Raw genomic sequence first — 24440 nt, 5'->3', positions numbered from 1 at the left:
CATGGCGGCGCTCCACCTCACCCGCGACGCCACCGCACCGCCCACGGTGCTGTGGGACGTCGTCACGGACTTCGCGGCATACGAACGCTGGATGCCGGTGACCACGATGCGTCTCGACGCGGGCACCCAGCGAGCGGGCTGGGGCTTCGCCGCGCGCAGCGGCGTGGGGCCCCTGGGGTTCACCGACTCGATGCTCGTCACCGCCTGGGACCCGCCGAGCGACGTCCGCAGCGGTCACTTTCGCGTCGTCAAGACCGGTGCGCTGCTCGGCGGTCGCGTCGACGTGCGCGTCGAGGCCCGTGGCACGGGCAGCCGCCTGGTGTGGGAACAGGACCTCGTCGTGCGCCCCCTTCCCCTCAAGTCCCTCACCGACCCCGTCGTCACCCTCAGCGGGCAGCTCCTCTACGGACGGGCGCTCGACTCCATCGTCGCCGAGGCCGACCTCGTTGCCGCCCAGGGGCGACGGCGGTGAGCGGCGTCGTCGTCGGCGAGGACGGCCTCGCCCGCTGCGCCTGGGGTGCGTCGACGCCGGAGTATGCCGTCTACCACGACACCGAGTGGGGCGTGCCGGTGCGCGGGGAGCAGGCGCTCTACGAACGACTGACGCTCGAGGCGTTCCAGTCGGGCCTGGCGTGGATCACCATCCTGCGCAAGCGTGAGGCGTTCCGGGCGGCGTTCGCCGGCTTCGACCCTGAGGTGGTCGCTCGCTTCGACGAGCGCGACCGGGAACGGCTCATGGCCGACGCCGGCATCGTGCGCAACCGGCTCAAGGTCAACGCCGCCATCGCCAACGCGGGTGCCGTCCTGCGGCTGCGCGACAGCGGTGGTCTCGACGAGCTGGTCTGGTCGCACGCGCCCGCCTCGCACCCGACGCCGCGGACGCTCGCCGACGTGCCGGCGACCTCACCCGAGAGTGTGGCCCTGGCAAAAGCGTTGAAGCGCAATGGTTTCGTCTTCGTCGGACCGACGACGATGTATGCCGCGATGCAGGCCTGCGGGCTCGTGGACGACCACCTGGCCGGATGCCACCGGTCGGGTCGCTCACGGTGATGCGCTCGCTGACGGCCCGGGTCGTCCTCGTCTACCTAGCCCTGCGCGCCGTCTCGACGGTGCTGCTCGTCCTCGCCAGCCGCGACCAGCCGGTCATGCTCGACTGGACCGGACCAACCGTCGAACCCCTCGACATGACGGTCCTGTGGGATGGCGGCTGGTACCGGCACATCGCCGAACAGGGCTACCCCCACGTGCTGCCCGTCGACCCCAACACCGGCCGCGTGGCGCAGAACGCCTGGGCCTTCTACCCGCTCTTCCCACTGGTGTCCCGGCTGTTGATGGATGTCACGGGCCTCGGGTTCGCCGTCGTGGCATCCAGCGTCTCACTTCTCTGCGGGCTCGGTGCGGCGGTGGTCATGGCGCGCCTGCTCGCGGACCGGGTCGGACCGAGCGTCGCGCTGGCGACCGTCGCGGCCTGGGGCGCCTTCCCGGCGGCCGTGTCGCTCCAGATCGCCTACACCGAGGCGATGGCGATGCTGGTGCTGTGCCTGCTCCTGTGGGCGGTGATGCGGCGGCAGTGGGTCGCGGTGGGTGGGCTGGCCCTGGTCCTGGGCCTCACGCGACCCATCGCGGTGCCGGTGATCGCCGTCGTCGCGGTCGCGCTGTTCCTGCGCTGGCGTCGGCGACGCATCGAGCCGATTCCCTTGGGGGAGTATGCCGCTGGCGTGTGGGCGCTGGGAGCGACCGGTCTCGGCGCGGGGCTCTGGCCGCTCATAGCGTGGCGGGTCACGGGTGTCCGCGACGCCTACACCCAGACGATGGCGTCGTGGCGGGTCGGCGGCGAGATCGAGCCCCTCAAGCCCTGGCTCGGCATGTCGCAGTGGGCGTTTCGCCACTTCGAGGGCGGCGACGTCTACGGCCCTGTGGGGCTGGCAGCCCTCGTGACGGCCATCGTCGTGCTCACCCTCGGCCCGTGGGCGACCGCGCTGGGACCGGAGCTACGCACGTGGTGCCTGGCCTACCCGGCATACCTGGCCCTCGTCCTCGACCCCTTCACGAGCATCTTCCGTTACGCCATCCCGCTGTTCCCGCTCCTCGCGGTCATGCTCGGCGGCGGTTGGCTCGACCGGTCGGCGCGCTGGCTCGGCGCCCGGACCGTGGCGCTCGTCGGCCTCGGCCTCGTCGGGCAGGTGGCCTGGATCTGGAAGCTGCTCGTCTTCCACCCACCGTCGGACTACCCGCCGTGAGCGCCGTCGGCCTCGCCTCGCTGCGCACGTCGGCCGGCCGAAGTGCGTTGGCGCAGAAGGCGCTTCGTCGTCCCGTCGTCTTCCTGCTGTCGGTCTACGTCGTCACCCGGGTGCTCGTGCTGCTCGCGATGTGGGTGGCCGCGACGTGGTTCCAGACGCCGGCGGGCGTCGGCCACACCGACCCGAACCTGGCCGACGTCCTGGGTGGCTGGGACAGCGTCTGGTACGAGCGGATCGCCCAGCGCGGTTACCCCGTCCCTCTGCCCGCCGACCCGGAGACCGGCGAGCTGACCTACAGCGCGTGGGCGTTCTACCCGGTGTTCCCGTTCCTCGTGCGCGGCCTCATGGCGGTGGGGATCCCGTTCCTCGGGGCGGCCGTCGCGCTGAACCTCGTCCTCGGCGCCGTCTGCGCGCTGCTGGTCTGGCGGTGCTTCCACTTCGCGTTGCACGCCTCGCCACAGCCGGCGCGCGACCGCCTGGCCCTGGCGGCCGCAGCACTCTGGTGCCTCTACCCGGCCACCGGCGTCCTGGTGATGCCCTACACCGAGGCGCTCGCCGGTGTGCTCATCGCAGGCTCGTTGCTCCTCCTCATGCAGCGCAGGTATGCCGCGGTCGCGGCCGTCGCGGTCGTGCTCGGCTTCACGCGGGCCGTGGCACCGGCGATGGCGTGCGCGGTGCTGGCCCACCTGGTGCTGCGCTGGCGCGAGGACCGGGCGGCGGGGGTCGCGCCGTTGTCGGGGCAGCGGTGGTCGGCCGCCCTCATGCTCGGGGTGCTCGGAGTCACGTCGGTGGCCTGGCCGGTCGTGGTCGGTGTCGTGAGCGGTCTGCCGCGGGCCTTCTTCGACGTCCAGGCGGCGTGGGGGCAGAAGCCGGCGTCGGGGCCCTTCGTGCTCTGGCTGTCGTGGGCCTGGGACGCGCACGGGTTCTTCGGTGTGCTGGTGCTCGTCGCCCTCGTCGCGACCTACATCACCCTCATCCTCGGCCGCCACGGGCGCTGGCTCGCGGTGGAGCTGCGCGTGTGGGCGCTGGCCTACCCGCTCTACCTGCTCGCGGTGGTCCGTCCGATCACCAGCATGTGGCGGTTCCTGTTGCTGGACTTCCCGATCGCCGCGCTCGTCGCCTCGGTGGCAATGCGCACGTCGTCCGGTGCGCGGGTGGTGCCGCACTGGCGTCGCCGGGTTGCGGTCGTGGCCGTGGTGCTGGTGATCGGCCTGTTCTGGTTCACCTGCACCCTGCTGACCTACACCCCCTGGAACGCCACGCCCCCGTGAGGTGACCCACCCGCAAACCCTGCGTTGCACGGCATACCTCGGGTTGATCACCCAACGTAAGCCCCGCAACGAGGGGTTTGCGCCGAGTCGCGGCGCGTCAGTGGCCCGTGAAGGTGGGCTTCTCCTTGGCGAGGAAGGCGTCGACGGCTGCCCGGTGGTCGGCACTGGCACCGGTGAGCGCCATGTACTCGCCCTCGGTCGCCAGCGAGTCGGCCAGGGGGTGCCCGGCGCTGAACGCCACCGCCCGCCGGATCGAGCCGTAGGCCAGGGTCGGCCCCGCCGCCAGCTGCTGCGCCACCTCGCGCACCCGCGCCTCGAAACCGTTCGCCGGCACCAGCTCGGTCACCAGCCCCAGCGCCAGGCACTCCTCGGCGGGCACCGTGCGCGGCAGCAGCAACAGCTCCTTCGCGCGCGCCGGCCCGACGAGCCGCTGCAGCCACCACGACGAACCCGAGTCGCACGACAGCGCGATCCCCGCGAAGGCCAGGTTGAAACCGGCCGTGTCGACCGCGACCCGCAGGTCCGCCGCCATCGCGAACGCCGCACCCGCACCAGCCGCGACGCCGTTGATCGCAGCCACCACAGGCTTGTTCATCGTGGCGAGCAGCTCGGCGATCGGGTTGTAGTGCTTCGGTACGGTCTCCCACAGTGACGGGTCGTCCCCGGTCAGGAGCTGCACGTGCTCGCGCAGGTCCTGCCCGACGCAGAACGCCCGGCCCGACCCCGTGAGCACGACGCAACGCACCGCGTCGTCGTCGGCCACCTCCGTCAGGGCGGCCAGCAGCGCCTCCTTGGTGGGGGTGTCGAGGGCGTTCATCGCGTCGGGCCGGTTGAGGCGCACGGTGGCGACGGCGCCGTCGCGCTCGACGACGACAGGGGCGGTGGACGAAGTGGCGGCGTCGGTCATGGGCGCCATCATGCCGGTCACCTCGGCACCCGGATTTCACCTGTGAGCCCGTTCACGGGATAATGGAGCAAATCTGGCGCGCACCGAGGGCTAGCAAACGAATGCCGGCGTGGACCCGCGTGGCCAGCCACCGACCACGCCAGGAGGAAGGACACATCCCATGGCGGCAATGAAGCCGAGGACTGGCGACGGCCCCCTCGAGGTGGTCAAGGAAGGTCGCGGCATCGTCCTGCGCATGCCGCTCGAGGGTGGTGGCCGTCTCGTCGTCGAGATGACCCCCGACGAGGTCCGGGCCCTCGGCGACGCAATCGAGAACTGCGAGGGGCTGAAGTAACCCAGCCTCCCCGAAAGAGCCCCTGTCCGGCGTGAGCCGACAGGGGCTCTTTCCTGTCCCGCGAGCCTCGATAGGCTCGCGGGCGTGCCCGACCCCGAGCTGCTGACCCCTGCCACCAGCGACTGGACCGTCCGCGGCGATGCGCTCGCCGACGTCCTCGCTGACCTCGACCCGGACGACCTCACCCTGGCGCTGCCGGTGCCGGGCGAGGGTATGCCGCCGCGCGGCGCCGTGGGCGCCGCCCTCGCCCTCGTGGGGCTCGACGCCGAGGTGGTCGCCGCGACGTACGAGCCATCGGCGAAGGCCGGTGACACGACGACGATCCCGCTGCCGCCGGGGGAGCGGGCGGCCCGCCGGGTGCTGCTCGTCGGCGTCGGCGGGGGTCGACCCGAGGACCTGCGCGCAGCCGGCGCCGCGGTCGGTCGCGCGGGCCGCGGGAAGTCCGCGGTGGTGACCACGATCGGTGCCGGTGCAGGGGCAGGCGCGCAGGCGGCATACGCGGAAGGTGTTGCCCTGGGCGGGTTCACGCCCCCGAGCTGGCGCAGCGAACGCAGCCAGGCACCCAAGCCGCCCGCCGGGCAGGTCGTCCTCGTCGGACGCTACGACGCCGACGCGGTCCACCGTGCCGTGGTCCGCGCGCGGGCCACGATGCTCGCGCGCAACCTCGCCGTCGTGCCCTCCAACACCAAGAACCCGGCGTGGATGGCGGCGCAGGCGCGCACCCTCGGCCGGCGTGCGGGTCTGGACGTCAAGGTCTGGAACGAGCGCGACCTGGCGGCCCAGGGCTTTGGCGGACTCCTTGCGGTCGGCGGTGGTTCCGCCACACCGCCGCGGCTCGTCCAGCTCGACTACGTGCCCGACGGAGCCACCGCGAAGACGCCGCGAATCGTCTTGGTGGGCAAGGGGATCACCTTCGACACCGGGGGTCTCGACATCAAGCCGGCCGAGGGGATGCTCGCGATGAAGACCGACATGAGCGGGTCGGCGATCGTCCTCGCGGTGCTCGCCGCCTGCCGCGAGCTCGAGGTGCCGGTGCGGGTGACCGGGCTGCTGGCGCTCGCCGAGAACGCCGTCGGCGGCGGGTCCTACCGGCCCGGTGACGTGCTCACGCAGTACGGCGGCCGCACGGTCGAGATCGGCAACACCGACGCCGAGGGGCGCATCGTCATGGCCGACGCGCTCGCCTACGCCGACCTCGAGCTCGACCCCGACGTGCTGCTCGACATCGCCACGCTCACCGGCGCCGCCCGCGTCGCCCTGTCGCGGTCGATGGCGCCGGTCTATGCGACCGACGACCGGTTGGGCGCGGAGCTCGTGGCCGCCGGTGACGCGACCGGGGAGCCGCTGTGGCCGTTCCCGCTGGTCGAGGACTACCGGGCGATGCTCGACAGCGACGTCGCCGACATCAACCACATCGCGGGACTTGGTGGCGGGGGCGGCTCGATCACGGCAGCGTTGTTCCTGCGGGAGTTCGCGGGATCGCGACGCTGGGCCCACCTCGACATCGCCGGGGTCGGGAGGTCCGACGTCGACCGCGGAATCCTCACCAAGGGCGGCACGGGCTTCGGTGCCCGGCTGCTGCTGCGCTGGCTGGAGGAGATGGGATGAACGCCGGGTACGGGCTGACGGTGCGCTGGTCGCTGCAGGACGCCCCGCCGGACGTCGCCGACAAGCTGCGCGAGTACGTCGTGGGCACGTCATTGGCCAAGTTCATGTTCCTCGACGGGCTGGCGTTCAAGACGTGGCGGATGGTCGAGGGTGAGTGGTTCGAGGGCACCTACGTCTTCGACCAGGCGGTCTACCGCGACGACTTCGCCCAGGAGTTCAGCGCCACCGCGGACGAGTCGGCAGGCAGCAAGATCATCGGGTCGGCCCCGGTGCTCATCGAGCCGTTCGAGGTCGTCGCCATCGCCGAGGGACCCGAGGGCTTTCGGCGCGGCCCAGGTCCCGGCCACGCCTGACCCCCTCGCGATTCGAGGTAAAAACGCCGACGAATCCGGTGCAGTATTACCTCGAACCGGCGGGCGCGCCGGCGGGCGTCAGCGCTTGACGGCCGCCAGGACGCCGTCGCCGACGGGCAGCAGCGCCGGCACGAGCGCCTCGTCGTCACGCAGGCGCTTGCCGAGGTCGCGCAGCGTGGTGGTGTCGTTGTCGCGCGACGCCGGGTCGGCGACCTTGTCGTGCCAGAGCATGTTGTCGAGGGCCAGCACGCCACCGGAGCGCAGCAGCCGTATGCCGTGGTCGACGTACTCGGGGTAGCTCGCCTTGTCGGCGTCGATGACGACCATGTCGTAGGCCCCGTCGGTCATGCGGGGCAGCACGTCGAGCGCGCGGCCGGTGATGACGCGGGTGCGCTGGTGGGCGATGCCGGCCTCGGCGTACGCCTTCTTGGCCGCGCTCTGGTGCTCGGGCTCGACGTCGATCGTGGTGAGGATGCCGTCCTCGGGCATGCCCTGCAGCAGCCACAACCCGGACGTACCACCGCCGGTGCCGATCTCGACGACCGACTTCGCGGCGACTGCCGCGGCCAGCAGCCGCAGCAGCGCACCGGCGCCGGTGCCGACCGGCACGGCCCCGAGCTCGGAGCCCCGGGCACGGGCGGCCTCGATGACCTCGTTCTCGGGCACGAACTCCTCGGCATACGCCCAGCTGGCCGACTTCAGTGCGCTCATGACCGGCAACCCTATCGCCGCACGGCGCCTCCTTGCGTCTGCGTGAACGGCTGCTCCAGCCACCATCCACGCAGACGCAAGCAGGCGGCATACCGCAACGTCTGCATGGATGCCCGCCGGCGGGGCAATAACGCAGACGGAAGCGGGCGGACGGCATACAGGCAACGTTCAGGTTGTTCGGGAACCATGAAGGGCACTTGGTCGTCTGGCCAGGTGCAGCCCGCGCCCGCACGGCGCGACAACGGAGGTGACCGCGTGACCGCGACCGACACGATCGGCGCGACCCAGGGGGACGTCAGCGAGCAGACCGCCTGGGTCCCCCCGACCTGGGAGGAGATCGTCGAGCAGCACTCTGCGCGCGTCTACCGCCTGGCCTACCGCCTGACCGGCAACCCGCACGACGCCGAAGACCTCACGCACGACGTGTTCATCCGCGTCTTCCGCTCGCTGCACTCCTACCGCCCCGGCACGTTCGAGGGCTGGCTGCACCGCATCACCACCAACGTCTTCCTCGACAAGATGCGCCGCAAGCAGCGCATCCGCTTCGACGCGCTCTCCGACGAGTCCGCCGCCCGGCTGCCCAGCCGCGAGCTCGGACCCGAGAGCGCCTACGACGCCACTCACTTCGACGACGACGTGCAACGCGCGCTCGACTCGCTGTCGCCGGAGTTCCGCGCCGCCGTCGTCCTGTGCGACATCGAGGGCCTGTCCTACGAGGAGATCGCAGCCACGCTCGGCATCAAGCTGGGCACCGTGCGCTCGCGCATCCACCGCGGCCGCGCCCAGCTGCGCGAGGCCCTCGCCCACCGCGACCCGAGCCTGGGTCGTCCCGCGACCGACGCAGACCGCACCCCCACTCCGACCAAGCGCCGACTTCCCGTGCTGGGCCGGGCGGTGCCGGGGCACCAGTGAGCCGCCTCGGTATGCCGGGTGGCCAGGCGGGCGCGCGAGGCGCCCGCTGTCTGGGCGACCTCGTGACGGCATACGCCGACCGGTGCATGGACGACGCGTCGCTCCTGCACTGGGACCGCCACCTCGTGACGTGCCCGCGCTGCCGGGCGGCCGTCGAGGGCGAGCGGCGAATGCTCGGCGCGCTGCGCAGCCCCTCCAGCTCGATGGTGCCCGGTGACCTGCGCAGCATGCTGCTCGCGGTCGCGTCCGAGGTCGCAGCCGAGCCGCCGGCCCAGCAGGAAGCCGCCCCCCGGCGCCAGTGGGTGCCGCCGGTGCCCGTCGCACCCGTCCCGGTCGTCGACCGGTGTGCGCCCGCGCTGCACCGGTCGGCCCGTCGCGCGACCGTGTTCGCCGGCCTCGCGGCCAGTGCCACGGCTGCCGCCACGTGGGGAGTCGTCATCGCGGGCGCCGGTCCGGCCACGACTGCGACCACGAGCTCCTTCACTCCGCAGGTGACCCCCGCCGTGCAGCGGGCGCGCACCCCGGCGCAGGGCGTGATGCCGGCGTCGTACACCGTGTCGCACCTGGGCGCTTCGCCCTCGGTGTTGCCGGTCCGGACGGTCCAGGCCAGCCCCGCGGTGAGCGTGGTGCGGCACCGTTCGGCAGAATCGACCCCATGACGGACGAGCGCGACGACCGCGCGCCCCAGCCCGACGCCGCCGACGGTGCTGCTGACGGCGCGCAGCCGCACCAGGGCGAGCCGGTGTGGGACCCGTGGGCGCCACCGCGCGAGACCCCTGTCGCCGACCCCGGCACGACCGACCCGTCGGCGCCTGGAGCGTCCGCGCCTGGGGCGTCGTCCGCGCCCACGCAGCCGGTCGACACCACGCCGCAGTGGGCGGACACCACGCCCCAGTGGGCGGACGACCGCACCCGCGGCCAGGCGCAGGACCACACCCAGCCCGTCGACCTGAACCAGACCCAGGAGATCGCGCCCGGTCAGCCGCCCACCCACGGTGAGCAGGCGGCATACGGGGCATCCGCCGTGGGCGGCGCCCACCCCCGTGGCGCGCAGCCGACCGGCTGGCCCGCCGACCCGGCCGCGCACCAGCCGCCGGGCACCGACGCGCACGCCGGCCAGCAGGCGTCGCCGGGCACGGGCTGGGACCCGATCAGCGCGCCCGTCGCGAACGCCGGGTATGCCGGGTCGCCGCAACCGTGGGTCGGTGAGCGACCCGTCGAGCCCAGCGCGCCACAGCAGAAGGGTCCCGGCTGGGGCGCCCTCGTCGCCGTGGCGGCCGCGGCTGCCCTCGTCGCCGCGATCCTCGGTGGGATGTTCGGTGGCTGGCTGGGTGCGACCGACCGGGTCGACTTCGGCAGCCTCGACCGCGCGCCCTCGTCGATCCCACAGGCCGGCCCCGGGTCGACCGCGCGACCGGAGGGCTCGGTCGCGAGCATCGCGGCCAAGGCCCTGCCCAGCGTCGTCACCATCAAGGTGCGGGGCGCCGACGGTGCCGGCACCGGGTCGGGCTTCGTCCTCGACAAGGACGGCCACATCATCACCAACAACCACGTGGTGGCGGGCGCCGCCGACAACGGCACGATCAAGATCGAGCTGTCCGACGGCAACGAGATCGACGCGACGATCGTCGGCCGCGACGCCTCCTACGACCTCGCGGTGCTGCGCACCAGCCGCCGCGACCTCGAGCCGCTCACCATGGGTGTCTCCAAGGACGTCGTCGTCGGTGACCAGGTGATCGCCGTCGGAGCGCCCCTGGGCCTTGAGTCGACCGTGACGAGCGGCATCGTGAGCGCGCTCAACCGACCGGTCAGCCCGGGTGGTGACGGCAACACCCAGTCCTACATCAACGCCATCCAGACCGACGCCGCCATCAACCCCGGCAACTCCGGCGGCCCGCTGCTCAACATGCAGGGCCAGGTGATCGGCGTCAACACCGCCATCGCGCGGATCCCCGGTGCCACCGACACGCAGTCGGGCAACATCGGCGTCGGGTTCTCGATCCCCAGCGACCAGGTGGTGCGGACCGCGGAGCAGCTGATCAAGACCGGGTCGGCGCAGCACCCGGTCATCGGCGTGGTGCTGGACCGGCAGTTCACCGGGGACGGGGTCAAGGTCCTCGAGCGGCGCACGGCCGACAGCGGCGCCCCGGTCGAGGCCGGTGGCCCGGCCGACAAGGCCGGCATCAAGCCCGGTGACGTGATCGTCGAGTTCGACGGCAAGAAGGTCACGGACGCCGACGACCTGGTGGTCGCCATCCGCTCCAAGAACGTCGGTGACACGGTGCCGATCAAGGTGCGCCGCGGAAGTGAGACCATCGACGTCAAGCTGACCCTTGCCGGCAAGTCCGGCAGCTGACCCACGGAGCGCGCGTGCTTGACGTCAACGGCTGGGAGTTCATCCTCCTCATCGTGATCGCTGTCGTGGTCCTCGGGCCGGAGCGGCTGCCGGAGTATGCCGCGAAGCTGGGTCGGTTGGTGCGCCAGGTGCGCGGGATGGCCGAGGGCGCGAAGGGGCAGCTGCGCGAGCAGATGGGTCCCGAGTTCGACGACATCGACTGGCGTCAGTACGACCCGCGCCAGTACGACCCGCGGCGGATCGTCCGTGAGGCGCTGCTGGACCCGAATCCCGTGGAGGGCAACGGATCTGCCGCCCTCGCCGGCGGGGCGGGTGCGGCAGCGGCGGCCGGTGCCTCCGCGTCACGCGGCAGCATCGGACGCGACCCGGCCCTGCCGACGCCCTTCGACGACGACGCGACCTGACTCGCGGAGCCGGCCACGCGGCATACCGGTGTGGCGCGGTGACTTCGCTCGCGAACCTTGAGGTTCGCTCGCTCCACTAACGCGAGCGAAGCCAGCTTTCGCGCATGACGCGGAAAAGCTGGGGTCAGCGGGTGACGGGGGACAGGCCGAGGGAGCGGCCGGCGAGGCCGCGCGAGCGGGTGCCGAGGCCGCGGGCGATGCCGCGCAGGGCCACCGCGGCCGGGGACTCGGGGTTGCGCAGCACGACCGGCGTGCCCTGGTCGGCGCCCTCACGCAGGTTGGTGTCGAGCGGGATCTGGCCCAGCAGCGGCACCTCGGCGCCCACCGACCGGGTCAGCGACTCGGCCACGGCCTGACCGCCTCCGGACCCGAAGATCTCCTGCCGCGAGCCGTCGGGCAGCTCGAGCCACGACATGTTCTCGATGACACCGACGATGCGCTGATGTGTCTGCAGCGCAATGGATCCCGCCCGCTCGGCCACCTCGGCAGCGGCCTGCTGCGGTGTCGTCACCACGAGGATCTCGGCCCCCGGGATCAGCTGCGCTACGGAGATGGCGATGTCGCCGGTGCCGGGCGGCAGGTCCAGCAGCAGCACGTCGAGGTCGCCCCAGAACACGTCACCGAGGAACTGCTGCAACGCCCGGTGGAGCATCGGGCCGCGCCACACGACGGGCTGGTTGCCGGGCACGAACATGCCGATGGAGATGACCTTCACGTCGTGGCTGACGGGGGGAAGGATCATGTCGTCGACCTGGGTCGGCTTGTGCTCCACCCCGAGCATGCGCGGCACCGAGAACCCGTAGACGTCGGCGTCGACGACCCCGACCCGCAGCCCCTGCTCGGCCAGCGCCGCGGCCAGGTTGACCGTCACGGACGACTTGCCGACGCCACCCTTGCCGGACGCCACGGCATACACCCGCGTCAGCGAGTTGGGCCGGGCGAAGGGGATCTCGCGTTCGGGGGTGCCGCCCCGCAGCTGCTGGCGCAGCTCGGCGCGCTGCTCGTCGCTCATCACGCCGAGGGTGACGTCGACGGCGGTGACGCCGGGCACCTTGGCGAGCGCGGCCGTGGTGTCCTTGGTGAGCGTGTCCTTCATGGGGCAACCGGAGACCGTGAGCAGGATCGTCACGGCGACCCGGCCCGCCTCGTCGACGGTGCAGCTCTCGACCATGCCCAGCTCGGTGACGGGCTTGCGGATCTCGGGGTCGATGACCGTGGCCAACGCCTGGCGGAGCGCGTCGTCGGTCACGGGTGCTGCGGTGGGGGCGGACATGCCCTCCATGCTAGGTCGCGGCCTTGTCCTTCGATGCATCGCCGTCGGTGCGAGCGGTGTCGGCATCGTCACGTCGGCGGACCTCCAGGCCCCGGTCCTCGAGCTCGTCGAGCAGGCTGCGCAGCTCGGAGCGCACGAAGTCACGGGTCGCGGCGTCACGCATCGCGTGCCGCAGCGCCGCCACCTCGCGGGTGAGGAACTCGGTGTCGGCGAGGTTGCGCTCGTCGCGGGCGCGGTCCTGCTCCAGTGCCACCCGGTCGCGGTCGGCCTGCCGGTTCTGCGCGAGCAGGATGAGGGGTGCGGCATACGACGCCTGGAGGCTGAGGATCAGCGTGAGCAGCGTGTAGTTGAGCGAGCGCGGGTCGAACTGCGCGGACTCCGGTGCCCAGGTGTTCCACGCCAGCCACACCGCCACGAACACCGTCATGCCGATGAGGAACTGGGCCGTGCCCATGAACCGGGCGAACGCCTCGCTCCACCGCCCGAAGGTCTCCTGCGAGAACGACGGCAGCCGCACCACGCGGCGGCGGGCCTCCCGCGGCTGGTCGAGCCGTGACGAGGCGTCGCGGCGGCGGTCGCGCTCAGCCATGGGTCACCTCGCGCCGCTCCTCGCGCCAGTCGTCGGGGAGGATGTGGTCGAGCACGTCGTCGACGGTCACGGCGCCGATGAGCCGTCCGTCGTCGTCGACCACGGGCACGCCGACCAGGTTGTAGGTCGCGAGGATCCGCGTCACCTGACCGAGCGGCGCGTCGGCCGTGAGCGGCTCGATCTCCTTGTCGAGTATGCCGCCGACGGCACCGTGCGGGGGCTCGCGCAGCAGCCGCTGGATGTGCACGATGCCGAGGAACTTGCCGGTCGGGGTCTCGTGCGGGGCGCGGCAGACGTAGACGGTGGAGGCGAGGGCCGGGGAGATCTCGGCGCGGCGCACGACGGCCAGCGCCTCGGCGATCGACGCCTCGGGCCCGAGGATGACCGGTTCGGTCGTCATCATGCCGCCGGCCGACTCCTCGTCGTAGGTCAGCAGCCGGCGCAGGTCGGCGGCCTCCTCCGGCTCCATGAGCTGGAGGAGCTCCTCCTGGCGGGAGGCCGGCAGGTTGTGCAGCAGGTCGGTGGCGTCGTCGGGCTCCATCGCCTCGAGGACGTCGGCCGCGCGCTCGACCGGGAGGGTCTCGAGGATCTCGACCTGGTCGTCCTCGGGCAGCTCCTCGAGGACGTCGGCGAGCCGCTCGTCGGCCATCGCCTCGGCGACCTCGGCGCGACGTTGCGGCGGCAGGTCGTGGATGACCTCCGCGAGGTCGGCGGACTTCAGCTCGTCGTAGGTCTCCAGCAACATCGCCGCCGACTGGCCCTGCGGGGTCTGGTGGATGCCGCTGACGTCCTCGACCGGCACGAGCGCGGTCTCGCCGCGACGGCGCCGGAACGCACCCAGCGAGCCCCGGGGCGCGCCACGGCGCACGAAGACCTTGGAGATCGACCAGTCGCGGTTGTTCTCGCGCTCGATCGCGACGTCCTCGACGGTGGCCTCGTAGTCGCCCTCGGGGTCGCTGACGGTGACCGGCCGCTCGAGGATCTCGGCCATGACCAGCACCTCGTTGGTGCGCTGCTCGAACCGGCGCATGTTGACCAGCCCGGTGGTGATGACCTGACCGCCGTCGACCGAGGTCACGCGGGTCATGGGCACGAAGACCCGACGACGCCCCGGCACCTCGACGACGAGACCGATCACGCGCGGCCGGCGGCGCGAGGCGGCGAAGGTGACGACGACGTCGCGGACGCGACCGACCTGGTCGCCCAGCGGGTCGAACACGCTGAGGCTCACCAGCCGGCCGACGAAGACGCGCGACGGGGTGCTCACCCCGCAAGGTTATCGGGCGGGCGAGGTGGGTCCGTGCAGGTGAGGGGGCTGGTGGCGCCCGGTGTGGCTTGGTTCGATCCCGTATGCCGCGTGGCCGGCTCAGGAGCCTTCGGGCCGCCGGGTGCCGCGGCGCCAGCGAGGACGACCACCGAAGTGCTTGGGCCGCCAGGTCGCGGTCGTCGCCTCGCTCGGCGGGACCTGCGCGGCGCCCGAACCGGACTCGTAGCTTCCGGGTGCCTCGACCGGTGCGCCGTACGGCTTGAACGCGCGGACCGTGCACTGCGCCGCCCACCGGGCGACGACGTCGTCGGTGGCGTTGAGCCGCTCACCCTTGAGGGCCTCGGTGGCCGATTCCCACCGTGGGTCCTCCGGCCGGACCTCCTCGGCGGTCGCGTGGACGACGAGCAGCCGGCCGCCGGTGTCCTTGCTGCGCAGGATCAACGTGACGTCGCCCGGCAGCCACGGCAACGTCTGCTCGCCCGGCCCGGACACGGCATACACGGTGTCGTCGGCCCAGGCGTGCCAGAACGGCCAGGCGCGGTCGTCCGGCGGCTGCACCCACATGAGGCCGCTCTTGTTCGCGGCCTCGGCGAAGAGCGCGGTGATGTTGACCGGTGCGGGGGCGTCCGGCGCGGTGTCACTCACACCGTGAACTGTGTCATAACCGGGTGCGCGGTGCCGCTGCTAGTTTCGCCGCGTGCGCAGCCCCAAGGACTTCTTCGCCCCGCTCGCCGTCGGCGCCCCGACGCCCCTGCGCGAGATCCCCGCCAGGCCGAGCCGGGCCATCCACTTCTTCGACCCGAGCAACGAGAAGATGGCGGCCAAGATCCCCGCCATGGTCGGCACCGTCGACGTGCTGCTCGGCAACCTCGAGGACGCCGTCAAGGCGGACAGGAAGGAGGCCGCGCGCGAGGGACTCGTCGCGATCGCCAAGGCGACCGACTTCGGCGAGGACACCCAGCTGTGGACGCGCATCAACGCCCTCGACAGCCCGTGGGTCCTCGACGACCTCACCACGTTGGTGACCGAGATCGGCGACAAGCTCGACGTCGTCATGGTGCCCAAGGTGCAGGGGCCGGAGGACATCCACTACGTCGACCGGATCCTCGCCCAGCTGGAGGCGCGGGCCGGTCTGCAGCGGCCGATCCTCGTGCACGCGATCCTCGAGACCGCCCGCGGTATGGCCAACGTCGAGGCGATCGCCGGGGCGAGCCCGCGCATGCAGGGCATCTCGCTGGGGCCGGCCGACCTCGCCGCGGACCGGCGGATGAAGACGACCCGCGTCGGTGGCGGCCACCCGGGCTACCTCGTGCGTCAGGACCCGGTCGACGGTGACGTCGAGGGGTCGGAGCACCCCCGCCCGACCTACCAGCAGGACCTGTGGCACTACACGATCGCCCGGATGGTCGACGCCTGCGCGATGCACGGGATCTTCCCGTACTACGGGCCGTTCGGGGACATCAAGGACGTCGTTGCGTGCGAGGACCAGTTCCGCAACGCGTTCCTCCTCGGCTGCGTCGGCACGTGGTCGCTGCACCCGGTGCAGATCGAGATCGCCAAGCGCGTGTTCAGCCCGTCCGCCGAGGACGTGGCGCACGCGCGCCGCGTGGTCGAGGCGATGGGTGACGGCACCGGGGCGGTGATGCTCGACGGCAAGATGGAGGACGACGCATCGCTCAAGCAGTGCCAGGTGATGCTCGAGCTCGCCGAGCGCCTCGCCGCGAACGACCCCGACCTGGCCAAGCTGTATGCCGTGGACGCTGCGTCTGCGTCAACGGTTGCCATGGCAACCACTCACGCAGACGCAAGCAAGGGTGACGGGGAAGGTGCGGCGCAGTGAGTGGTGACCAGGCGGCATACCGCCCTCGTCGGTCGGTGCTCTATCTGCCGGCGTCCAACGAACGCGCACTCGAGAAGGCCAAGACCCTGCCCGTCGACGCCCTGATCCTCGACCTCGAGGACGCCGTCGCCCCGGACGCCAAGGAGCAGGCGCGCGAGAACGCTTGTGCCGCAGCGCGATCCGGTGAGTACGGCCGGCGTGAGGTGACGATCAGGGTCAACGGCCGGGGCACGCAGTGGCACCTCGACGACCTGCGGGCCGTGGCGGCGGCGGGTCCCGACGCCGTCGTGGTCCCCAAGGTCGGGTCGGCGCGCGAGGTGGAGCAGCTCGTCGCCGCCCTGGAGGAGTATGGCGCGCCGGAGCACACCCAGCTGTGGGCCATGGTGGAGACGCCGCAGGCGATGCTGCACTGCGAGGAGATCGCCGGCGCCTCGGAGCGGCTCACCGTCCTGGTCATGGGCACCAACGACCTGGCCAAGGAGCTGCACGCCGAGCACGTGCCCGGACGGGCGCCGTTGCTGACGGGGCTCTCGCTGTGCCTGTTGGCGGCTCGTGCGACGGGCACGGTGATCCTCGACGGCGTCTACAACGATGTGAAGGACGCCGAGGGTTTCGAGGCCGAGTGCGTGCAGGGCCGGGAGTTCGGGTTCGACGGCAAGACCCTCATCCACCCGGGGCAGGTCGAGGTGTGCAACCGCACCTTCGCCCCGAGCGCCGAGGCGGTCGAGGACGCCCGCGGCATCGTCGCAGCGTGGGAGGCAGGCGCCGGGTCTGGCGTCGTCACGCTGGGCGGCCGGATGATCGAGCAGCTCCACGTCGACACCGCCACCAGGGTCCTGGCCATCGACGAGGCCATCCGCGCGCTCGACGAGGCGTGACCGCAGGCCCCGGCGGCGCGGCATACCAAGCGCTCGAAACCGGCCCGAAACGGCCATCGACAGGTCCGCGAAAAAAGTCCCCAACCGGGGCAACCTTTCGTCACCCTCCCGCGTCTAGGAGGGTGCGGTCGTCCTCGGGGGGAGGGCGGCCGCACCAGTTTCCGGGCCTGCCGTCCCACGTCGTGGGGCGGCAGGCCTCGTTCTGGTCACGGTCGGCGATTCTCTCGTGGTGGCGCCAACCCGGCGGTGGCCTCGTGCGTCAGCATGACCGCAGACTTCGTTCGGCCGCCCGGGGGCGGTCATGGAAGGGGACACCATGGATCGCAAGCACACCGGTCGTGTCGGCACGGGGGTCGCCGGCGCACTCGCCCTCACGCTGTTGCTCGGTGCGTGCGGGGTGTCGCTGGGTGGGGGGTCGTCGACGGACGGCGGGCAGGCAGGCGGGATGCCCTCGAGCTCCTCGAGCAGCTCAGCCCCCGCGCCGAGCGAGACGACGACGGAGCCGGCGCAGACGGCCACGAGCACGACCACCCCGCCGGCGGGCACGACCACCAAGCCCGCGCCGACCAAGCCCTCCGCGAGCAAGCCCCCGGCCAAGCCGAGCCGGACCACGACCACTGCGCCGAAGCCGACGACCAAGCCCACGCCGAGGCCCACCCCCAAGCCCACGAACACCACGCCCAAGCCGCCGCCGCAGCCGCAGGCGGGGGACACCCTCAAGCCCGGCGACGACGGCGCCTACGTCCAGCAGGTCCAGCAGCGGCTCAACAACCTCGGCTACTGGAACGGCGCGGCCGACGGCAGCTACGGCCAGCTCACGTCGCAGGCGGTCATGGCACTGCAGAAGGCGGCCGGCATCGGGCGCGACGGCGTGTTCGGCCCGGCGACGGCGCGGGCCCTCGAGAACGGCGTGCGCCCGGCCTCGCGGGTCGGCGGGACCGGCATCGAGATCGACAAGGCGCGGCAGCTGCTGCTCGTGGTCCGCGGTGGCCGGGTGACGATGATCCTCAACACCAGCACCGGTTCCAACCAGCCCTACAAGACCAAGAGCGGCGGCACGGCTGTCGCGACCACGCCGGCCGGGTCGTTCCAGACGTTCCGGTCGGTCGACGGCATGGACCGCGCCCCGCTCGGTGACCTGTGGCGGCCCCGCTACTTCAACGGCGGCATCGCCGTGCACGGTTCGACGTCGATCCCGGGGTACCCCGCCTCCCACGGCTGTGCCCGCGTCAGCAACGCCGCCATGGACATGATCTGGGCCAATGGGCTCATGCCGATCGGCGGGCGGGTCACCGTCTACTAGGAGCCGTACTGGCGGCGCACCCAGGCGAGCTGCGCCGAGGCGTGCTCGCGCCAGTAGCCCGTCGTGTGGGCACCGGCGTCGATCGTGAGGTGGGCCGATGGCAGGGCGCGGCCGAATGCGCGGTTGGCCGCGGCGAACGGGTCGTCGCGACCGCAGTCGAGGCGCACCGGGATCCGCGACAGGACCGCGAGGCGCTTCGGCGCGAACACGTCGTGGGCCTCGAAGTCCTCCCGGTCGTCGAACGCGCCGGGAGCGCTCGAGCCGGGGGAGGTCCACAGCGCGGCACTCTCGGCCACCACCGCGGCGACGCGCTCCGGGCCCAGCTGGGACGCGAGCAGCAGTGCGCCGTACCCGCCCATCGACCACCCGAGCAGGGCGATCTTGCCGGCGTTGCCGTTGCGGCGCGGCAGCATCGGCAACAGGTCGTCGACGACGACGGCACCCGGGTCGTCGCCGCCTCGACGCCGGTGCCAGTAGAGGTTGCCGCCGTCGATGGACGCCAGGCTGAGCCGGTTGTCGTTCAGGTGGTCCTGGAGGCCCAGGTCGAATGCGGCGTCGGCGTTGCCGCCCTTGCCGTGCAGGACCACCACCGTGGGTCGGCTGTCGTAGTCGCCCTCGCGCTGGATTGCGAAGCGCCAGTTGACCTTTCGGCCCGGCCAGTGACGTGAGGTGATGGTGCCGCGGTCGGTGGTGAGGTCGTCGCCGGAACAAGCGGACAGCGCGAGCGCGCCGGCACCGATCGCCCCACCGATGAGGGTCCGCCTGGTCACCTCCATGGGGCGAGGTTATGCCCGGTATGCCGCGTGGCCGAGCCGGCCACGCGGCATACCTGGGCCTGTGGTCACCAGCGCGAGGTGGCCTCGGCCACCAGGTCACCCAGCAGCTCGCCCTCGTCGACCTCGAGGCCCCTGGCGGTGAACCACCGCGTCATGTTGGTGACGTCGCGCTCGAGGAACTCGAAGCCGCGCGGGTTGCCGATGATGTCGACGATCTGCGGCCAGTCGATGAGGACGAGGCGTTCGCCGTCGAGCAGGACGTTGTAGGGCGACAGGTCGCCGTGGGTCCAGCCGCGCTGGGCGAGCGCGGTCATGGCGGCGCGCAGCTGCTCGAAGAGCTCGACCAGCAGGTCGCGGTCGGGTCGTGTCTGGGCGAGGCGTGGTGCCGCCTCGCCGTCGCGGCCGATGAACTCCATGAGCATCTCGCGGTCGTTGAGCTGGACGGGGTACGGGACGGGAATTCCCATGTCCCACAACGTTCCCAGCGCCTCGAACTCGGCGAACGCCCACTGCCCGGACAGCAGCTCTCGACCGAACTCGGTGCGCCGGGCCATGGCGCGCATCTCGCGGCTGCGACGCACCCGGCGACCCTCCTGGTAGCCGGCGTCGCGGTGGAACATGCGCCGTTCGCTTGTGCGGTAACGCTTGGCCGCCATCCACGTGTCCAGCGCCGGTTTCGTGGTGCCGTCGGGCACCCAGCGGCGCACGATGTGGACGTCGGCCTCCTTGCCGGTCTTGAGGACACCGAGGTCCTCCTCGACGGCGGCGAGGGCGGTGATGACCCACTCGGGTCGGGGTTTCGGACCGTGCGTGGCACCGTCCCAGCTCGACCAGCGCTCGCCCTCGGGCGGCGCGTCAGGAAGGCTGTCGAACGAGAACTCGGGGCTCTCTCCAAAAGCGTGCAACGGATGACTCCATCGTGAGAAGGGGGTGGGCGCGAAGGCAGCCCGGGACCGTCGTGGACATGTCGCCCTCCTCGGAGCCGTGGCGGCACGGTGTGTGCCGCGGTGTCCGGTCATCGTGGCAGGCGGGGAGCGGCGGTCGCCACCGGTTTTCGAGGGCTGTCCAGTGGTTGTCTGCTGATCTCGTGACAGACCGCTGCCAAGCGACTACTTTGTTGCACTACAAGCTGCGACAAAGGGGGTCGGAATGTCAGCTGTCGGATGGTGGCTGGGTGCCGCCGTGCTGGCGGGACTGCTGCTGCCGCTCGCTCCAGTGCTGCGGCGCCGTGCGGTCATGCGCGCCGCCACAAGGGTCGCGCGCGCGACCCAGCCGGCCGAGCCGGGAGCTGACTGGCCGGCGCTGTACGCGCGGCTGTCCGCCCGGCAGCTGGGCGCGCAGGTCGGCGGCGCCGTGGCTGGGGCGGCCGCCCTGGTGCTCGTCGCAGCGGCCAGTGATCTGCCGGATCCCTTCGTGATGGTCGGGTTCGTCGCCGTGTCGGCTGGCCAGTCGTTCGGAGCCCTGATCGGCAACTTGGTCGGGGCGCGTCGTGTTGCGGTTGCTTCGCCGGTCGCCTCGTTGTCGCCACGGGAGTTGAGGCGATACCTGACTCCACTGGAGGCCTTCCTGTCCCGCGTCGTCCCATGGGTCTGCGCCGCGAGCGTCGTCGTGGGGGTGCTGTGGTGGGCCGAGCGACGTGAAGCGGCAGCGCTCGCCGCTGCAGCGGTCAGTGCGGCGTGCCTGATCACGTGCCTGGCCGCCGACCAGCTCGCCGGGCGGACGTTGCGCGGAGCCATGCCGGTGTCGACCGACGGCGGCCTTGTGTGGGCAGAGGTCCTTCGCGCCACGCTGCTTCGTGACGCGTATGCCGGTCTGGGGTCGGTCGCAGCAATGGGGACCGGTCTTGCCATGATGCTCGCGATTTCCTCAACGGCGGTTCCGGACGCCATCCCGGGCTGGGTGCGGATCCCGTCGGTTGGGCTCGTGGTCATGGGGTTGGGCTTGAGCGCACTGCTCGGGCTTGTGTCCATGAGCGACAGCCAGCATCGCTGGGCGATGGAGCACGTGCAGGCGGTGGCACGCTGATGCTGATCCGCCTCGACCTGAGCTCGCCGGTCCCCGTCTATGAGCAGATTGTGACCACCGTCGTCTCGGCGATCTCCGACGGCACAATCGTCGCGGGAGGCAGGTTGCCCACCGTCCGCCAGCTCGCCGGCGACCTCGGCGTGGCGACGAACACGGTCGCCAAGGCCTACCGCCAGCTCGAGGCCGAAGGACATGTGGCCACGCTGGGACGCAATGGCACGGTTGTGCAGCCCCCCGCGGCTGACGGGCGCTCCGAGGACGAGCTCCAGGCGGCCGCGATGTTGCTGGCGCGCACGGCCCAGCGTCGAGGGCTCGATCTCAACACCACGATCGGTCAGCTACGCCAGGCATGGTGAGTCGCGAGGGGTGGTAGACCGGACGGGTGACCAACGGCAGCGACCCCTTCCTCGATCTCGTCGAGCGGGTGGCGGACGACCTCGGGCGACCGGAGGGTGGGTCGCTTCGCGGATCCGAGCTCGCCGCCGAGGCGGGGTTCTCGAGGTTCCATTACGACCGGCTCATCGAGGCGGTCTCGGGGGAGACCCCCGCGAGGTTCCTCGCGCGAATCCTGTTGGAGCGGGCGGCATACCGCATGACGACGAGCGAACGCACGCTGCTCGATGTCGCGACCGAAGCCGGCTTTGGGTCGCATGCTGCGTTCACGCGCGCCTTTCGTCGCGCCTACGGGATGACGCCGTCGAGCTGGCGGGAGCGGCCGGGCCGGTACCAGCTGGAGGCTCCGAACCAGGTGCACTTCCACCCACCCGGCGGCTTGCGGATCCCGGCCGCCGGGGCGGGAGTCGACATCGCTGCAGGCGGGGTGGACGGAGGGTCGCCGCTCCTGGCCGTCCTCGACGTGACAGGAGCCGCGTGGGTGCAGCCCCTGGTGCGGGTGGGCGCCGTGACCGCGAGCCTCGGTGCCTTGCTGGCCCTACTCGCGGGTGTCTCGCGCACGACCCTGGCCATGGCGCGGGAGCGGGACCTGCCGGAGCGGCTGGCGCAGATCGAGCAGCGACACTCGGTGCCACGGACCGCCCAGGTGGTGATCGGCCTGGTGGTGATGTCACTGGTTGCCTTGGTCGACCTGCGCGGTGCCATCGGCTTCTCAAGCTTTGGGGTGCTGGTCTACTACGCCGTCGCCAACCTCAGTGCGCTGCGCCAACCACCAGAGGATCGGTACTGGCCCCGACTCCTCGGCGCGGTGGGGCTCGTGGGCTGCGTCACGTTGGCGGCGATGTTGCCGCTGGCGTCGGTGCTCAGCCGGCTCTGCGTGCTGCTGGCGGGGTGCCTCTACCGACTCGTCGTGGCGCGGCGACAAGGTGGTGGGGAGGCTCACACGGCGCAGCGGTACCCGGAAACCTGACCCGTCGGCATACTCGCCACCATGTCCCGACTCCAGACGACCGACGGCCTGACCGAGGAACAGACCGAGCTGCTGAAGCTGGTGCGGCAGTTCGTCGACGAGCAGATCATCCCTGCCGCGCAGGAGCTCGAGCACGCCGACGAGTACCCGACGGAGATCGTCGAGGGCATGAAGGAGATGGGGATCTTCGGGCTGATGATCCCGGAGGAGTACGGCGGTCTGGGTGAGTCGCTGCTGACCTATGCCCTGTGCGTCGAGGAGATCGCCCGCGGCTGGATGTCGGTGAGCGGCATCATCAACACCCACTTCATCGTGGCGTACATGCTGCTCCAGCACGGGACCGAGGAGCAGAAGCAGAAGTACCTGCCGAAGATGGCGACCGGCGAGATCCGTGGAGCCTTCTCGATGAGCGAGCCCGGCCTGGGGTCGGACGTCAGCGCGATCCGCACCAAGGCCGTAGCCGGTGCTGGTGAAGGTGCCGACCAGGAGTGGACCATCACCGGTCAGAAGATGTGGCTGACGAACGGTGGCAGCGCGAATCTCGTTGCAGTGCTGGTGAAGACGGACCTCGGCGCCGACTCGGTCTACCGCAACATGACGACCTTCCTCGTGGAGAAGGAGCCCGGTTTCGGCGAGACGGCTCAGGGCGTGACCGTGCCGGGCAAGATCGAGAAGATGGGCTACAAGGGCGTCGACACGACCGAGCTCGTGCTCGAGGGGCACCGGACCACCGGCGCGCAGATCCTGGGTGGCGAGCCCGGCAAGGGCTTCTACCAGATGATGGACGGGGTCGAGGTGGGCCGCGTCAACGTGGCCGCGCGCGCCTGTGGGGTGGCGATGCGGGCGTTCGAGCTGGGCATCGACTACGCCCAGCAGCGCGAGACGTTCGGCAAGAAGATCGCCGAGCACCAGGGCATCCTCTTCCGGCTGGCCGACATGGCGACCAAGGTCGAGTCGAGCCACCAGATGATGGTCAAGGCGGCCAAGCTCAAGGACGCCGGGGCGCGCAACGACCTCGAGGCCGGGATGGCGAAGTACCTGGCGGCCGAGAACTGTGCCGACGTGGTCGAGCAGTCGTTCCGGATCCACGGGGGCTACGGCTACTCCAAGGAGTACGAGATCGAGCGCCTCTACCGCGAGGCGCCGATGCTGTTGATCGGCGAGGGCACCGCGGAGATCCAGAAGATGATCATCGGCCGGCGACTTCTCGAGGAGTTCAAGCTCAAGGGCTAGGCCCGTATGCCGCGTGGTCGCCGAGGAGCTTCGCACGCGAACCTTGTGCTTCGCTCGTGTCAGTAACCCGAGCGAAGACAGCTTTCCCGCATGACGCGGAAAAGCTGGGGCCGGCGCGTTCAGGCAATGTCCAGCGGGCTTTGACAGACTGGGGTCATGAGCACGCAGCCCGCCGCCGCACTGGCACGCAACCGCGCCGTCCTCTCGCTCGAGTACCCCATGTCGCTCGGACGTTACGACACGTACGAAAAGGCGCAGAAGGCCGTCGACTACCTGTCGGACCACGAGTTCCCCGTGCAGAACGTGCTCATCGTCGGCACCGACCTCAAGCAGCTCGAGCGCGTCACCGGACGACTCACCCGCGGCCGCGTCGCCGTCGGCGGACTGGTGTCGGGCGCCTGGCTCGGCCTGTTCGTCGGCCTGATCTTCTCGCTGCTCGGGGCCAACAACGGGGCGGGCTTCCTCGGGGTCGTGATGACCGTCGTCTTCGGCGCCATCTTCGGTCTGATCTGGGCGCTCATCGGGTACGCCATCACCGGCGGCAACCGCGACTTCACCTCCGTCATGCAGGTCGTAGCCACCCAGTACGAGGTGCTCGTCGAGCACAAGTTCGCCACCCAGGCCCGTGAGCTGCTCGCCAAGATGGACCCCATGGCCGCAGCCCAGGAGCAGGTCCGCCAGGCCCGCGAGCAGGAGGCCGCCCGGACCGCCGAACAAGCCCAGCAGCCAGCCCAGCAGCGGGAGCAGCCGCCGGCCCCGCCCACCCTCTGACGGAGGCGGCCAGCCGGCCACGCGGC

At 71.4% G+C, this 24440-nt stretch carries 27 protein-coding genes; 19 read left to right on the top strand and 8 right to left on the bottom strand.

Annotated features, from left to right (window positions below; all coding sequences use genetic code 11):
* The first annotated feature begins 1 nt into the window (after position 1).
* The 4 genes from HJG52_RS07780 to HJG52_RS07765 are packed head-to-tail and all read left to right on the top strand — an operon-like array spanning position 2 to position 3511.
* A complete protein-coding gene (locus tag HJG52_RS07780) occupies positions 2–472 on the top strand; it encodes an SRPBCC family protein (protein WP_171242876.1) in 471 nt (156 codons plus the stop codon).
* Positions 469–1050, top strand: coding sequence for a DNA-3-methyladenine glycosylase I (locus tag HJG52_RS07775; RefSeq protein ID WP_171242875.1), 582 nt, complete (start codon positions 469–471; stop codon positions 1048–1050). The genes HJG52_RS07780 and HJG52_RS07775 overlap by 4 nt, the downstream gene beginning before the upstream one ends.
* Positions 1050–2240, top strand: coding sequence for a hypothetical protein (locus HJG52_RS07770; RefSeq protein ID WP_240977203.1), 1191 nt, complete (start codon positions 1050–1052; stop codon positions 2238–2240). The genes HJG52_RS07775 and HJG52_RS07770 overlap by 1 nt, the downstream gene beginning before the upstream one ends.
* The gene (locus HJG52_RS07765) at positions 2237–3511 is read left to right on the top strand and encodes a hypothetical protein (RefSeq protein WP_171242873.1); all 1275 of its coding nucleotides are present in this window, start codon (positions 2237–2239) and stop codon (positions 3509–3511) included. The genes HJG52_RS07770 and HJG52_RS07765 overlap by 4 nt, the downstream gene beginning before the upstream one ends.
* Positions 3512–3608: 97 nt before the next feature.
* Here the strand turns inward: HJG52_RS07765 and HJG52_RS07760 are convergent, their stop codons facing one another.
* On the bottom strand, positions 3609–4418 hold the full coding sequence (locus HJG52_RS07760) for an enoyl-CoA hydratase/isomerase family protein (RefSeq protein ID WP_171242872.1): 810 nt from the start codon (positions 4416–4418) through the stop codon (positions 3609–3611).
* Positions 4419–4578: 160 nt separating this feature from the next.
* Between HJG52_RS07760 and HJG52_RS07755 the strand changes: the two genes are divergently transcribed.
* The 3 genes from HJG52_RS07755 (at position 4579) to HJG52_RS07745 (ending at position 6713) form a co-directional block, all read left to right on the top strand.
* Entirely contained in the window at positions 4579–4752 is a 174-nt protein-coding gene (locus HJG52_RS07755; protein ID WP_171242871.1) for a DUF3117 domain-containing protein, read from the top strand.
* A gap of 84 nt (positions 4753–4836) precedes the next feature.
* Positions 4837–6360 (top strand): leucyl aminopeptidase family protein, encoded by a 1524-nt coding sequence (locus HJG52_RS07750; protein WP_346767618.1) that lies wholly within the window; start codon positions 4837–4839, stop codon positions 6358–6360.
* Positions 6357–6713 (top strand): hypothetical protein, encoded by a 357-nt coding sequence (locus tag HJG52_RS07745; RefSeq protein WP_171242870.1) that lies wholly within the window; start codon positions 6357–6359, stop codon positions 6711–6713. The genes HJG52_RS07750 and HJG52_RS07745 overlap by 4 nt, the downstream gene beginning before the upstream one ends.
* 78 nt (positions 6714–6791) lie before the next feature.
* Here HJG52_RS07745 and HJG52_RS07740 read toward each other — a convergent pair whose 3' ends face one another.
* Positions 6792–7424 (bottom strand): O-methyltransferase, encoded by a 633-nt coding sequence (locus HJG52_RS07740; RefSeq protein WP_171242869.1) that lies wholly within the window; start codon positions 7422–7424, stop codon positions 6792–6794.
* A gap of 255 nt (positions 7425–7679) precedes the next feature.
* Here HJG52_RS07740 and sigE point away from each other — a divergent pair, with 255 nt between their 5' ends.
* The 4 genes from sigE to HJG52_RS07720 are packed head-to-tail and all read left to right on the top strand — an operon-like array spanning position 7680 to position 11096.
* Complete coding sequence (gene sigE, locus HJG52_RS07735) at positions 7680–8336, top strand: RNA polymerase sigma factor SigE (protein WP_346767617.1); 657 nt, start codon at positions 7680–7682, stop codon at positions 8334–8336.
* A complete protein-coding gene (locus HJG52_RS07730; RefSeq protein ID WP_171242867.1) occupies positions 8333–8995 on the top strand; it encodes an anti-sigma factor in 663 nt (220 codons plus the stop codon). Before sigE ends, HJG52_RS07730 begins: the two co-directional genes overlap by 4 nt.
* Entirely contained in the window at positions 8992–10692 is a 1701-nt protein-coding gene (locus tag HJG52_RS20695; protein WP_240977202.1) for a S1C family serine protease, read from the top strand. The genes HJG52_RS07730 and HJG52_RS20695 overlap by 4 nt, the downstream gene beginning before the upstream one ends.
* A gap of 14 nt (positions 10693–10706) precedes the next feature.
* On the top strand, positions 10707–11096 hold the full coding sequence (locus HJG52_RS07720; protein ID WP_171242866.1) for a twin-arginine translocase TatA/TatE family subunit: 390 nt from the start codon (positions 10707–10709) through the stop codon (positions 11094–11096).
* 124 nt (positions 11097–11220) lie between these two features.
* On the opposite strand, the gene HJG52_RS07715 is transcribed toward HJG52_RS07720, so the two are convergent.
* The 4 genes from HJG52_RS07715 to HJG52_RS07700 all read right to left on the bottom strand — a co-directional run bounded on the left by HJG52_RS07715 (position 11221) and on the right by HJG52_RS07700 (position 14870).
* Positions 11221–12378, bottom strand: a complete 1158-nt coding sequence (locus HJG52_RS07715) for an Mrp/NBP35 family ATP-binding protein (RefSeq protein ID WP_206069977.1) — start codon at positions 12376–12378, stop codon at positions 11221–11223.
* 1 nt (position 12379) lies between these two features.
* The gene (locus HJG52_RS07710) at positions 12380–12958 is read right to left on the bottom strand and encodes a DUF1003 domain-containing protein (RefSeq protein ID WP_171242864.1); all 579 of its coding nucleotides are present in this window, start codon (positions 12956–12958) and stop codon (positions 12380–12382) included.
* Entirely contained in the window at positions 12951–14225 is a 1275-nt protein-coding gene (locus HJG52_RS07705) for a magnesium transporter MgtE N-terminal domain-containing protein (RefSeq protein ID WP_171242863.1), read from the bottom strand. The genes HJG52_RS07710 and HJG52_RS07705 overlap by 8 nt, the downstream gene beginning before the upstream one ends.
* Positions 14226–14324: 99 nt before the next feature.
* Positions 14325–14870: a hypothetical protein gene (locus HJG52_RS07700; protein WP_171242862.1), complete on the bottom strand. Its 546-nt coding sequence runs from the start codon at positions 14868–14870 to the stop codon at positions 14325–14327.
* 52 nt (positions 14871–14922) lie between these two features.
* Here HJG52_RS07700 and HJG52_RS07695 point away from each other — a divergent pair, with 52 nt between their 5' ends.
* The 3 genes from HJG52_RS07695 to HJG52_RS07685 all read left to right on the top strand — a co-directional run bounded on the left by HJG52_RS07695 (position 14923) and on the right by HJG52_RS07685 (position 18246).
* Positions 14923–16065, top strand: a complete 1143-nt coding sequence (locus tag HJG52_RS07695; protein WP_346767616.1) for an HpcH/HpaI aldolase/citrate lyase family protein — start codon at positions 14923–14925, stop codon at positions 16063–16065.
* The gene (locus HJG52_RS07690; protein ID WP_171242861.1) at positions 16062–16943 is read left to right on the top strand and encodes an aldolase/citrate lyase family protein; all 882 of its coding nucleotides are present in this window, start codon (positions 16062–16064) and stop codon (positions 16941–16943) included. The genes HJG52_RS07695 and HJG52_RS07690 overlap by 4 nt, the downstream gene beginning before the upstream one ends.
* Before the next feature lie 316 nt (positions 16944–17259).
* The gene (locus HJG52_RS07685; protein ID WP_240977200.1) at positions 17260–18246 is read left to right on the top strand and encodes a L,D-transpeptidase family protein; all 987 of its coding nucleotides are present in this window, start codon (positions 17260–17262) and stop codon (positions 18244–18246) included.
* Here the strand turns inward: HJG52_RS07685 and HJG52_RS07680 are convergent.
* Entirely contained in the window at positions 18243–19022 is a 780-nt protein-coding gene (locus tag HJG52_RS07680) for an alpha/beta fold hydrolase (RefSeq protein ID WP_171242860.1), read from the bottom strand. The two genes, HJG52_RS07685 and HJG52_RS07680, sit on opposite strands and share 4 nt — an antisense overlap.
* Before the next feature lie 65 nt (positions 19023–19087).
* Positions 19088–19927, bottom strand: a complete 840-nt coding sequence (locus HJG52_RS07675) for a serine protein kinase RIO (RefSeq protein ID WP_240977198.1) — start codon at positions 19925–19927, stop codon at positions 19088–19090.
* A gap of 244 nt (positions 19928–20171) precedes the next feature.
* Here HJG52_RS07675 and HJG52_RS07670 point away from each other — a divergent pair, with 244 nt between their 5' ends.
* The 5 genes from HJG52_RS07670 (at position 20172) to HJG52_RS07650 (ending at position 24414) form a co-directional block, all read left to right on the top strand.
* A complete protein-coding gene (locus HJG52_RS07670) occupies positions 20172–21047 on the top strand; it encodes a hypothetical protein (RefSeq protein WP_171242858.1) in 876 nt (291 codons plus the stop codon).
* On the top strand, positions 21047–21403 hold the full coding sequence (locus tag HJG52_RS07665; protein WP_171242857.1) for a GntR family transcriptional regulator: 357 nt from the start codon (positions 21047–21049) through the stop codon (positions 21401–21403). Before HJG52_RS07670 ends, HJG52_RS07665 begins: the two co-directional genes overlap by 1 nt.
* A gap of 26 nt (positions 21404–21429) precedes the next feature.
* Positions 21430–22410, top strand: a complete 981-nt coding sequence (locus HJG52_RS07660; RefSeq protein WP_171242856.1) for an amino acid permease — start codon at positions 21430–21432, stop codon at positions 22408–22410.
* Between the two features lie 21 nt (positions 22411–22431).
* Positions 22432–23643, top strand: a complete 1212-nt coding sequence (locus tag HJG52_RS07655; protein WP_171242855.1) for an acyl-CoA dehydrogenase family protein — start codon at positions 22432–22434, stop codon at positions 23641–23643.
* A gap of 156 nt (positions 23644–23799) precedes the next feature.
* Positions 23800–24414 (top strand): YflT domain-containing protein, encoded by a 615-nt coding sequence (locus HJG52_RS07650; RefSeq protein ID WP_171242854.1) that lies wholly within the window; start codon positions 23800–23802, stop codon positions 24412–24414.
* Positions 24415–24440 lie beyond the last annotated feature (26 nt).

This window comes from Knoellia koreensis (assembly GCF_013041615.1).
Taxonomy (GTDB): Bacteria; Actinomycetota; Actinomycetes; order Actinomycetales; family Dermatophilaceae; genus Pedococcus; species Pedococcus koreensis.
The sequence above is the reverse complement of the archived record's forward strand: the minus strand, read 5'-3'. Positions and strand labels throughout refer to the sequence as shown.